Origin of the sequence: Klebsiella sp. HMSC25G12 (genome assembly GCF_001807705.1) — a bacterium.
GTDB classification, from domain to species: Bacteria; Pseudomonadota; Gammaproteobacteria; order Enterobacterales; family Enterobacteriaceae; genus Klebsiella; species Klebsiella variicola.
Map to the genome: position 1 here is coordinate 192,166 of NZ_KV789876.1, position 12,332 is coordinate 204,497.

A 12,332-nucleotide genomic window follows, 5' to 3' on the forward strand; every position below is an offset into this window, starting at 1 on the left:
CAGGCATTCGCCACAAACCACCTGCAATAGCGGCGTAAAAGCTGTGTAGATGCACGGTGAGCCGCGGTGTGCCTCTTCATATACTGCTCCAGCCAGTGATAAATGCAGTGCCAGATATAACGACAACTATCAAAACACGACCACGTCATTCTGATTACCCTACAGGTTGTGCTGTTCAGAATGAACGTAGCTAAACGCTATGATTCAGGAGTACAACAATGAGTTCATTAAGTCAGGCGGCGACGGCGGCTGAAAAGCGCACCAACGCCCGCTACTGGATAGTGGTGATGCTGTTTATCGTCACTTCTTTTAACTATGGTGACCGGGCGACGCTGTCGATCGCCGGTTCAGAAATGGCCAAAGATATCGGCCTCGATCCTGTTGGCATGGGGTATGTGTTCTCCGCCTTCTCATGGGCGTATGTCATCGGCCAGATCCCGGGCGGCTGGCTGCTTGACCGCTTCGGTTCGAAGCGCGTCTATTTCTGGTCGATCTTCATCTGGTCGATGTTTACCCTGCTGCAGGGCTTCGTCGATATCTTCAGCGGCTTTGGCATTATCATCGCGCTGTTCACTCTGCGTTTCCTCGTCGGCCTTGCCGAGTCGCCGTCATTCCCGGGCAACAGCCGTATCGTCGCCGCCTGGTTCCCGGCGCAGGAGAGGGGGACGGCGGTATCGATTTTTAACTCCGCCCAGTACTTTGCCACCGTTATCTTCGCGCCGATCATGGGCTGGCTGACGCATGAGGTGGGTTGGTCGCACGTGTTCTTCTTTATGGGCGGCCTGGGGATTGTGATCAGCTTTGTGTGGCTGAAAGTGATCCACGATCCGAACAACCATCCGGGCGTGAACCAGAAAGAGCTGGACTATATCGCCGAAGGCGGGGCGCTGATCAACATGGATCAGAAGAGTAGCGCGCAGAAAGTGCCGTTTAGCGTCAAAATGGGACAGATCAGACAGCTGATCGGATCGCGGATGATGATCGGCATCTATATCGGTCAGTATTGCATCAACGCCTTAACCTACTTCTTTATCACCTGGTTCCCGGTTTATCTGGTGCAGGCGCGCGGCATGTCGATCCTCAAAGCCGGCTTTGTCGCCTCCGTTCCGGCGGTGTGCGGCTTTGTCGGCGGGGTGCTGGGCGGGGTGATTTCCGACTGGTTAATGCGCCGCACCGGCTCGCTGAACATCGCGCGCAAAACGCCGATCGTGCTGGGGATGCTGCTCTCCATGACCATGCTGATGTGTAACTATGTCAACGTGGAGTGGATGGTGATCGGCTTTATGGCAATGGCCTTCTTCGGCAAAGGGATCGGGGCGCTCGGCTGGGCGGTGATGGCGGATACCGCGCCGAAAGAAATTAGCGGTCTCTCCGGCGGCCTGTTCAACATGTTCGGCAATATCTCCGGTATCGTCACTCCCATCGCCATCGGCTATATCGTTGGCACCACCGGCTCGTTCAACGGCGCGCTGATCTACGTCGGCATCCATGCCCTGGTGGCGGTGCTGAGCTACCTGGTGCTGGTGGGCGATATCAAACGCATCGAACTGAAACCTGTGGTGGGGCGCTCATCATGACTACCCAATCCAGCCCGATTATCACAGAGATGAAGGTCATTCCGGTGGCCGGGCACGACAGCATGCTGCTGAACATCGGCGGGGCGCACAACGCCTGGTTTACCCGCAATATCGTGGTATTGACCGATAATGCCGGCCACACCGGCGTTGGCGAAGCGCCCGGCGGGGAGGTTATCTACCAGACGCTGCTGGCGGCGATCCCGCAGGTGGTGGGCCAGGAGGTCGCCCGACTCAATCGCGTAGTGCAGCAGGTGCACAAAGGCAATCAGGCGGCGGATTTCGATACCTTCGGCAAAGGGGCATGGACCTTCGAACTGAAGGTTAACGCGGTGGCGGCGCTGGAAGCGGCGCTGCTCGACCTGCTCGGCCAGGTGCTGAAGGTGCCGGTCTGCGAGCTGCTGGGGCCGGGTAAGCAGCGTGATGCCGTCACCGTGCTGGGCTACCTGTTCTATATTGGCGATCGGCAGAAAACCGACCTTGGCTATCTGGACCATACGCCGGGCGATCATGAATGGTACCGCCTGCGCCATCAGCAGGCGTTGAGCAGCGAGGCGGTAGTGCGTCTGGCGGAAGCCGCCCAGGATCGCTACGGTTTCAAAGACTTTAAGCTGAAGGGCGGCGTGCTGCCCGGCGAGCAGGAGATCGACACCGCGCGGGCGCTGAAAAAGCGTTTTCCGGAGGCGCGCATCACCGTCGACCCGAACGGCGCCTGGCTGCTGGATGAGGCCATCGCGCTGTGCAAAGGGCTGCAGGATATCCTGACTTATGCCGAAGATCCGTGCGGTGCCGAGCAAGGTTTCTCCGGCCGGGAGGTGATGGCCGAGTTCCGTCGTGCCACCGGGCTGCCGGTCGCCACCAATATGATCGCCACCAACTGGCGTGAAATGGGCCATGCGGTGATGCTCAATGCCGTCGACATCCCGCTGGCGGACCCGCATTTCTGGACGCTCTCCGGCGCGGTACGGGTGGCGCAACTGTGTGACGACTGGGGGCTCACCTGGGGCTGCCATTCCAACAACCACTTTGATATTTCCCTGGCGATGTTTACCCACGTCGGCGCCGCCGCGCCGGGCAACCCCACCGCCATTGACACCCACTGGATCTGGCAGGAGGGCGACGCGCGCCTGACCAAAAATCCGCTGCAGATTATTCACGGCAAGATTGCCGTGCCAGACGCGCCGGGACTCGGCGTGGAACTTGACTGGGAGCAGGTGCGCAAAGCCCATGAGGCCTATAAAGCGCTGCCGGGCGGCGCGCGCAACGACGCAGGCCCGATGCAGTACCTGATCCCCGGCTGGACATTCGACCGCAAACGTCCCGTTTTCGGCCGCCACTAATTAAAAAGGATGATGCTATGACGACTTTCACTTCAACGCCCGTTGTTACGACCATGCAGGTGATCCCGGTTGCCGGCCATGACAGCATGCTGATGAACCTGAGCGGCGCGCACGCCCCGTACTTCACCCGCAATATTGTGATTATCAAAGATAACGCCGGGCATACCGGCGTCGGCGAAATCCCCGGCGGCGAAAAAATCCGCCAGACCCTGGAAGATGCCGCGCCGCTGGTGGTGGGCAAAACGCTGGGCGAGTACAAGAATGTGCTGGGCGCGGTGCGCAACCAGTTTGCCGACCGCGACGCCGGGGGCCGCGGCCTGCAGACCTTCGACCTGCGTACCACCATTCACGTGGTAACCGGGATTGAAGCGGCGCTGCTGGACCTGCTGGGCCAGCACCTTGGCGTCAATGTCGCTTCCCTGCTTGGCGATGGCCAGCAGCGCAGCGAAGTCGAAATGCTGGGCTATCTGTTCTTTGTCGGCAACCGCCACGCCACGCCGCTGGCCTATCAGAGCCAGCCGGATGAGCAGTGCGAGTGGTATCGCCTGCGCCATGAAGAGGCGATGACGCCGGATGCGGTGGTCCGCCTGGCGGAAGCGGCGTATGAAAAATATGGCTTCAACGACTTTAAGCTGAAGGGCGGCGTGCTGGCCGGTTTTGAAGAAGCTGAGGCGATCAGCGCCCTGGCGAAACGCTTCCCGAATGCCCGCGTCACTCTCGACCCGAACGGCGCCTGGCTGCTGGAGGAAGCCATCCAGATTGGTAAACAGCTGAAGGGCGTGCTGGCCTATGCGGAAGACCCATGCGGCGCCGAACAAGGTTTCTCTGGCCGCGAAGTGATGGCCGAGTTCCGCCGCGCGACGGGCCTGCCGACCGCGACCAATATGATCGCTACCGACTGGCGACAGATGGGCCATACCTTGTCCCTGCAGTCGGTGGATATCCCGCTGGCGGACCCGCACTTCTGGACCATGCAGGGGTCGGTGCGTGTGGCGCAGATGTGCCATGAGTTCGGCCTGACCTGGGGATCGCACTCCAATAACCACTTCGACGTGTCGCTGGCGATGTTCACCCATGTCGCGGCAGCGGCGCCGGGCAAAATCACCGCGATTGATACCCACTGGATTTGGCAGGAGGGCAACCAGCGTCTGACCAAACAACCTTTTGAAATCAAAGGCGGTATGGTGCAGGTACCGAGTGCCCCGGGCCTGGGGGTTGAGCTGGATATGGACCGCGTGATGCAGGCAAATGAGCTATATAAGAAACATGGTCTTGGCGCCCGCGACTATGCGATGGCGATGCAGTATCTGATCCCGGGCTGGACCTTTGACAACAAGCGTCCATGCATGGTGCGCTAAAAGGCCGCCGGCCTCTGCGGGGGCCGGCATTGCGCGACAGCGCCAGGGGTTGGCTCAGAGTAAGGACAGCACATGAAAATAGTGATCGCACCGGATTCCTGGAAGGAGAGTCTGAGCGCGCTGGAAGTGGCCACGGCGATAGAGCAAGGCTTTCGCGAGATTTATCCTGACGCGGAGTACGTCAAGCTGCCGGTTGCCGACGGTGGTGAAGGGACGGTGGAAGCCATGGTGGCGGCGACCGGCGGGCATCAGGTTCCGCTGACGGTCACCGGGCCGCTGGGTGAACCGGTTGAGGCATTTTATGGGCTGTCCGGCGATCGCCAGTGCGCCTTTATCGAAATGGCGGCAGCCAGCGGGCTGGAGAGCGTCCCGCCGGCGCAGCGTAATCCGCTGCTGACCACTTCCTGGGGAACCGGGGAGCTGATCCGACACGCGCTGGACGCCGGCGTGCGACAGATCATTATTGGCATTGGCGGCAGTGCGACCAATGACGGCGGCGCCGGGATGGCGCAGGCGCTGGGGGCGAAACTGTTGACCGCCGACGGCCAGCAAATCGCCTCCGGGGGCGGCGCGCTGGAGACGCTGGCGCGTATCGACCTTAGCGAACTCGATCCGCGGCTGGCAGATTGCCGGATTGAGGTTGCCTGCGACGTCACCAACCCGCTAACCGGCCCGCAGGGGGCCAGCGCGGTGTTTGGCCCGCAAAAAGGGGCGACGACGCAGATGATCGACCGCCTCGACAGCGGCCTGCTGCACTATGCCCGGATTATCGCCCGCGATTTAGATATCGATGTGCTGAGCCTGGAAGGCGGTGGCGCGGCGGGCGGCATGGGGGCGGCGCTGTATGCGTTTTGTGGCGCAACGCTGCGCCCGGGCATTGAGATCGTCACCGATGCGCTGCAACTGGCGACGCGGGTGGCGGATGCCGATTTAGTGATCACCGGCGAAGGGCGTATCGATAGCCAGACGATCCACGGCAAAGTGCCGGTGGGAGTAGCGAAGGTGGCGAAGCGTTTTAACGTTCCGGTGATTGGGATTGCCGGCAGCCTTACCGCCGATGTCGGGGTGGTGCATCAGCACGGACTGGATGCGGTATTCAGCGTGTTATATACCATCTGTACCCTGGATGAAGCGCTGGCCAATGCCGCCGCCAACCTGCGGATGACGGCGCGTAACGTCGCCGCGGTTTTGCAGATGGGCGGTAAGCGGTAACCCGGTTGGCGCAGTGGTATTTGTAGCCCGGATAAGGTGCGTAGCACCGCGATCCGGGAACCATCCCCGGTGGCGCTTACGCTTACCGGGGCTACCAATCGGGTACTGGACCGTAACACTGCGATCCGGGAACCGTCCCCGGTGGCGCTTACGCTTACCGGGGCTACCAACCGAATACCGGACCGTAGGGCGTAGCCCGGATGAGGCGCGTAGCGCCGCTATCCGGGGTTTACACGCCCATCCGGCACGCTTCGCGGGCCACATTATCCATCTCGTCTAACAGCTCGAGCAGCTCCGGCTCCAGGTCCTCGGCGGCGGTACCCGACCGCAGCTGGCTCTCCAGGGTGTGGCACAGCTTTTTCAACCGCGGCACGCCGCTGTAGCTGCAGCTGCCGTGCAGCTTGTGGATCAGATCCACCAGCCCTTCCGGCTGCTCGCCCACCAGCTGCTCTTCCACTTTATTACGCACCTCCGGCATAAAGGCGATCAGCATCTGCAGCATCTCCCGCGCCAGATCCGGCTTCATGGCGGCCTGACGCAGCGCCAGCTGCCAGTCAAGCGTCAGGTTATGGTCGATGACCGGCTCTGCAGGCGGTAGCGCCGCCGGAGCGACGCTAAGCAGGCCGGGCTGATAGCGCAGCAGCAGAGCGTGCAGTTTCTCTTCTTCGATTGGCTTCGCCAGATAATCGTTCATGCCGGCGCTCAACAGCTTCTCCCGCTGGCCCTCCAGGGCGTGCGCGGTGACCGCAATCACCGGGGTTTGCTGATGATGCGACAGATGATGAATCAGCTCGCAGGCGCGGATGCCGTCCATATCCGGCATCTGAATATCCATCAGGATCAGATCCATCTGCAGCCGCTTGGCCTGGTCCACGGCCTGCTGGCCGCTGTCGCAGAGGATCACCTGCTGCACAAGGTCGTCCAGCAGGGCGCCGATCAGCTTCAGGTTAGCCGGATTGTCGTCGACGGCCATCACGGTCATCGGCAGCTTATGACTGTCGGCCTGCGTCAACGGCGCGGAAGCTGGCGCATGATTGGTGGCCACCAGCGCCGGCAGCAGGCGGGTGGTAGTGAGCGGTTTCAACAGGCAGGCAGCGACGCCGTCGCGCTTCAGGGCTTCGGCGCTGACCTGGGCATGACATGGCAGAGCAAGCAGCACGTTGTCAGACATCGCGCAGGCTTTGACTAATTTTTCCCGGTGCGGCGACAAATCGCGCATTGAGACCGGGATGCCGACCAGCAGAATGTCGTACTGCGCTTCCGCCAGCGAGGAGAAGGTAGGGCTGTAGATCACCTCCAGCGGCGTGGCGGCCAGCATCTCCAGCGTACATTGCGCCGCCGTCGCGTTGGCTTCCACATAGGCCAGACGTTTGCCCGTCAGCCCGTCGGTGTTCAGCATATCCGGAATGGCGTTCGGGTTGAGATCAAGGCTGATATGGAACCAGAAGGTGGAGCCGCGGTTCGGCTGACTGTGGAACGAAATATCGCCGCCCATCTCTTTGACCAGACGCTGGGTGATCACCAGCCCAAGCCCGGTGCCGCCGTGCCGGCGTGAAATGCTGGCATCGGCCTGACGGAAGGCCTGGAACAGTCGGGACTGGTCGCGTTCGGGGATGCCGATGCCGGTATCGTGGATCTGAATTTCGATCTGTACCCGCGAGTTGCTGATGGCCCGCTGCTCCACCAGCACGTCGATATTGCCGTGCTCGGTGAATTTAATCGCATTGCCCACGAGGTTGGTCACAATCTGCTGCAGACGGAGCGGATCGCCAATGACGTTATCCGGCACATTGTTCTTAATGTTCAGCGTCAGCTCCAGCCCTTTATCATGTGCGGAATGCGCCAGCAGGGTGACCACTTCATCAAGCGAGGTGCGCAGCAGGAACGGAATACTCTCCAGAATCAGCTTCCCGGCTTCCAGCTTGGAAAAGTCGAGCACGTCATTGATGATCGCCAGCAGATTATTGGCCGAACGTTCGATGGTGGTCAGGTGGTCGCGCTGCGTGGCGTTGAGATCGGTTTTCAGCGTCAGGCGGGTAAAGCCGATCACTCCATTGAGCGGGGTGCGCAGTTCGTGGGACATATTGGCCAGGAACTCAGACTTAATGCGCGCCGCCTCCTGGGCGCGCTTTTTCGCCAGGTCCAGCTCAACGTTCTGGATCTCCATCTGCTCAAGGGTTTCCCGCAGATCGGAGGTCGCCTGGTCGACGTTGTGCTGCATCTCCTCATGGTAGGCCGCCAGCGACATGGCCATCGAGTTAATGCCGTTTTTCAACATATCCAGTTCGCCGAGCATAAAACCCTCGACCCGGCTGTCCAGCTGTCCGCGGCGGATGCGGTCGACGGTGTTGACCATATTGCGGATAGGCCCGGTGACGTCGCGCATCAGGCGCCAGCCGAAGATTAGCGCGATGCCAATGCAGAACAGCATCATCACACTGGAGATGAAAATCTCTTTGTACTGCTGGAGGCGGACTGATTTCAGATCCAGCTCCAGCGCGACGTAGCCCAGCATATTGCCCGGCATTTTGGCGTCAGATTCGGGGGACTCATCGGGAGAATAGCTTTCCGAGACGATCGGCGTGCGCAGGATCATGATGTCGCCGTCGCGGATGACGCTGAGATGGCGGGGAAATGCCTCGCCTTTCGGGATCTGCAGTTCGCTGGAGTTGAGCTGGTAATTGGAGGTGACAAACAGCCGGTTATGCGAATCATACACCGAGATGGCCCGCACGATCTCCGAATGACGCCGATGCAGGACGCTGATCAGCTGGCCGATGGATTCGCGGTTTTGCAAATTCATCCCATATTCGCTGGAGACCGCCAGCGGCTCAATAATGCTGGCGCCGGCGTCCTCCAGCTGGCGTTGCAGGTCGTTATAACGATGAGCGACAAAGAAAATACTGAGCAACAGCCCAATCAGGACGGTTGGCGCCAGTATCAGAATCATCATGCGAGCACGCAGGCTGTAGTTGGTCATGCGGTTCCATTATGGGAGAATATAGACATCATCGTTCTGTGCGCGTCGGTGCGCTTCGCGGCACTGCCGCCCTGAACGAGCTCGTTTTATTTGATTGAGACAACTCTCTACGATGGCGCAATTCTACTCTGCAAAACGGCGTGTGACGACGCGCCAGATCATAACCGTTACAGTCAATGACCTCGATCCCTTTGGTCAGGGCGTTGCCCGCCACCAGGGAAAGGCGCTGTTCGTGAGCGGTGTGCTGCCGCAGGAGCAGGCCGAGGTGGTGCTGGTGGAAGACAAAAAACAGTACGCCCGCGCCCAGGTGAAACGCCGTCTAACCGACAGCCCGCAGCGCCAGGCGCCGCGCTGCCCGCATTTTGGCGTCTGCGGCGGCTGCCAACAGCAGCATGCCAGCGTCGCGCTTCAGCAGCAAAGTAAACGTGCCGCGCTGGCGCGGCTGATGAAGCGTGAGGTGGATGAGGTCATCGCCGGCGTGCCGTGGGGCTACCGCCGTCGCGCGCGCTTAAGCTTGAATTATCAACCAAAGACCCAACAATTGCAGATGGGTTTTCGCCAGGCCAACGCCAAAGCGATCGTCGATGTGGTGCAATGCCCTGTTTTGGTGCCCCAGCTTGAGGCATTGCTGCCCGCCGTGCGTGAGTGCTTAAGCGCGCTGAGCGCATTACGCCACCTCGGCCACGTCGAGCTGGTGCAGGCGGACAACGGCCCGCTGATGGTGCTGCGCCATACCGCCGCGCTGCCAGCGGGCGACAGGGAAAAACTGGAACGCTTTTCGCAAACTCACGGTCTTTCTCTGTACCTCGCGCCGCAAAGCGAGATACTGGAACATATTCATGGCGAAGCGCCATGGTACACCTCAGACGGACTACGCTTAGTGTTCAGTCCGCGGGATTTTATCCAGGTCAACGACGGCGTGAATCAGCAGATGGTGCGTACTGCGCTGGAATGGCTGGATCTGCGGCCGGAGGACCGGGTGCTGGATCTGTTCTGCGGGATGGGGAACTTTACCCTGCCGCTGGCGACGCGAGCCGCCCAGGTGGTGGGGGTGGAAGGGGTGCCCGCGCTGGTAGAAAAGGGGCGGGAAAACGCCGCTCTCAATGGTTTATCAAATGTCACTTTCTTCCATGAAAATCTGGAAGAGGATGTCACCCGTCAGGCCTGGGCGAAGCACGGCTTTGATAAAGTGCTGCTGGACCCGGCCCGCGCCGGCGCGCCGGGCGTGATGCCGCATATTATAAAACTGGCACCGCGGCGGGTGGTGTATGTTTCCTGCAACCCGGCGACGCTGGCGCGAGACAGCGAAACCCTGTTGCAGGCTGGATATCAGATTCAACGCCTGGCGATGCTGGATATGTTCCCGCATACCGGTCATCTGGAATCAATGGTGTTGTTTGAGCGCAGGCTTACATAAGGTCATTCACAACGTCGCAGAAGAGCCACCCTGGCCGTCAATGCTGACGCGACCTGCAGGATGACATGTAGAAAGTTGAGGCTTGCCGACTTCGGCAGGCCGGTCCCTTAAGGAGAGGACAATGGTTGCGGTAAGAAGTGCACATCTTAATAAAGCTGGTGAATTTGACCCGAAGAAATGGATCGCGAGTCTGGGGATTTCCAGCCAGCAGTCGTGTGAGCGCTTAGCCGAAACCTGGGATTATTGTCGCGAAAAAACGCAAGGACACCCGCAGGCAGACCTGCTGCTGTGGCGTGGCGTCGAAATGGTGGAGATTCTGTCCACCCTGAGTATGGATCTCGATACGCTGCGCGCGGCGCTGTTGTTCCCACTGGCGGACGGTGAAGTCGTTAGTGAAGAGGTCATGCAGGAGAGCGTGGGTAAATCGGTCGTGACCCTGATTCACGGGGTGCGGGACATGGCCGCTATCCGCCAGCTAAAAGCCACCCATAACGACTCGGTATCTTCCGAGCAGGTGGATAACATTCGCCGCATGCTGCTGGCGATGGTTGACGATTTCCGCTGCGTGGTCATCAAGCTTGCTGAGCGGATCGCGCATCTGCGCGAGGTCAAAGACGCGCCGGAAGATGAACGCGTGCTGGCGGCGAAAGAGTGCACCAATATCTATGCGCCGCTGGCGAACCGCTTAGGTATCGGCCAGCTGAAGTGGGAGCTGGAAGATTACTGCTTCCGTTATCTGCATCCGGCAGAATACAAGCGCATTGCTAAACTGCTCCACGAACGCCGTATCGACCGTGAGCATTACATCGACGAGTTCGTCGGTCACCTGCGCTCGGAGATGAAAGCCGAAGGCGTCAAGGCGGAAGTCTATGGCCGGCCGAAGCACATCTACAGCATCTGGCGCAAAATGCAGAAAAAACACCTCGCGTTTGACGAGCTGTTTGACGTTCGCGCGGTGCGCATCGTGGCCGAGCGTTTGCAGGATTGTTACGCCGCGCTGGGGATCGTCCATACCCACTATCGTCACCTGCCGGATGAATTCGATGACTACGTGGCCAACCCGAAACCCAACGGCTATCAGTCTATTCATACCGTGGTGCTGGGCCCGAGCGGCAAGACGGTGGAAATTCAAATTCGCACCCGGCAGATGCATGAAGATGCTGAGCTTGGCGTGGCTGCGCACTGGAAGTACAAAGAGGGGGCGGGAGCGGGCACCGGCGGTGGCCGTGGCTATGAGGACCGCATCGCCTGGCTGCGTAAGCTGATTGCCTGGCAGGAAGAGATGGCCGACTCTGGCGAAATGCTCGACGAAGTGCGCAGCCAGGTTTTCGACGACCGGGTGTATGTCTTTACGCCGAAAGGCGACGTGGTGGACCTGCCGGCGGGGTCGACGCCGCTCGACTTTGCCTACCATATTCACAGCGACGTCGGCCATCGCTGCATCGGCGCCAAAATTGGCGGCCGTATCGTGCCGTTCACCTATCAGCTGCAGATGGGCGATCAGATCGAAATTATTACCCAGAAGCAGCCGAACCCGAGCCGCGACTGGCTGAACCCTAACCTCGGCTACGTGACCACCAGTCGCGGACGCTCGAAGATCCACGCCTGGTTCCGTAAACAGGACCGCGACAAGAATATTCTCGCCGGTCGGCAGATCCTCGACGACGAACTGGAGCATCTGGGCATCAGTCTTAAGGATGCGGAAAAACACCTGCTGCCGCGCTACAACTTCAACGAGCTCGATGAACTGCTGGCTGCCATTGGCGGCGGCGATATCCGTCTCAACCAGATGGTCAATTTCCTGCAGGCGCAGTTCAATAAACCGAGCGCCGCTGAGCAGGATGCGGCCGCGCTGAAGCAGCTGCAGCAGAAAACCTACGCCCCACAGAACCGCACCAAGGACAATGGCCGGGTGGTGGTGGAAGGGGTAGGCAACCTGATGCACCATATTGCCCGCTGCTGCCAGCCGATCCCGGGCGATGAGATCGTCGGCTTTATCACCCAGGGGCGCGGGATTTCCGTGCATCGCGCCGACTGCGATCAGCTGGCTGAACTGCAGTCGCATGCTCCGGAGCGCATCGTCGATGCGGTATGGGGTGAAAGCTACTCGGCGGGCTACTCGCTGGTGGTCAGGGTGGAGGCGAACGATCGCAGCGGTTTACTGCGCGATATCACCACCATCCTCGCCAATGAGAAGGTGAATGTGCTGGGTGTCGCCAGCCGCAGTGATACCCGTCAGCAGCTGGCAACCATCGATATGACCATTGAGATTTACAACCTGCAGGTGCTGGGCCGGGTGCTTGGTAAGCTCAACCAGGTGCCCGATGTCATTGACGCGCGCCGTCTGCACGGCGGTTAAGCCCTCTCCAGGCCAGGTCAATGAATGACCGCTGGGGCAATGGCTGCTGAAACTGCCGGCGTTGGCGGCCTCAAAATCGCTGAGACGTTCCC

The 12,332-nt window shown here is 60.2% G+C and carries 7 protein-coding genes; 6 read left to right on the top strand and 1 reads right to left on the bottom strand.

Annotated features, from left to right (window positions below):
* The first annotated feature begins 218 nt into the window (after positions 1–218).
* The 4 genes from HMPREF3096_RS11565 to HMPREF3096_RS11580 all read left to right on the top strand — a co-directional run bounded on the left by HMPREF3096_RS11565 (position 219) and on the right by HMPREF3096_RS11580 (position 5,484).
* The gene (locus tag HMPREF3096_RS11565; RefSeq protein WP_008806252.1) at positions 219–1,577 is read left to right on the top strand and encodes an MFS transporter; all 1,359 of its coding nucleotides are present in this window, start codon (positions 219–221) and stop codon (positions 1,575–1,577) included.
* Positions 1,574–2,914 (top strand): enolase C-terminal domain-like protein, encoded by a 1,341-nt coding sequence (locus HMPREF3096_RS11570; RefSeq protein ID WP_032731170.1) that lies wholly within the window; start codon positions 1,574–1,576, stop codon positions 2,912–2,914. The genes HMPREF3096_RS11565 and HMPREF3096_RS11570 overlap by 4 nt, the downstream gene beginning before the upstream one ends.
* Before the next feature lie 17 nt (positions 2,915–2,931).
* Positions 2,932–4,272, top strand: a complete 1,341-nt coding sequence (gene gudD, locus HMPREF3096_RS11575) for a glucarate dehydratase (RefSeq protein WP_070544426.1) — start codon at positions 2,932–2,934, stop codon at positions 4,270–4,272.
* A gap of 72 nt (positions 4,273–4,344) precedes the next feature.
* The gene (locus HMPREF3096_RS11580; protein ID WP_032731169.1) at positions 4,345–5,484 is read left to right on the top strand and encodes a glycerate kinase; all 1,140 of its coding nucleotides are present in this window, start codon (positions 4,345–4,347) and stop codon (positions 5,482–5,484) included.
* 229 nt (positions 5,485–5,713) lie between these two features.
* Here the strand turns inward: HMPREF3096_RS11580 and barA are convergent, their stop codons facing one another.
* On the bottom strand, positions 5,714–8,464 hold the full coding sequence (barA, locus tag HMPREF3096_RS11585; protein ID WP_032731168.1) for a two-component sensor histidine kinase BarA: 2,751 nt from the start codon (positions 8,462–8,464) through the stop codon (positions 5,714–5,716).
* 112 nt (positions 8,465–8,576) lie between these two features.
* On the opposite strand from barA, the gene rlmD reads away from it, so the two are divergent.
* Together rlmD and relA are read left to right on the top strand one after the other, a co-directional pair.
* Positions 8,577–9,881 (top strand): 23S rRNA (uracil(1939)-C(5))-methyltransferase RlmD, encoded by a 1,305-nt coding sequence (gene rlmD / locus HMPREF3096_RS11590; protein ID WP_032731167.1) that lies wholly within the window; start codon positions 8,577–8,579, stop codon positions 9,879–9,881.
* Between the two features lie 121 nt (positions 9,882–10,002).
* Positions 10,003–12,240: a GTP diphosphokinase gene (gene relA / locus HMPREF3096_RS11595; protein ID WP_008806246.1), complete on the top strand. Its 2,238-nt coding sequence runs from the start codon at positions 10,003–10,005 to the stop codon at positions 12,238–12,240.
* Positions 12,241–12,332 lie beyond the last annotated feature (92 nt).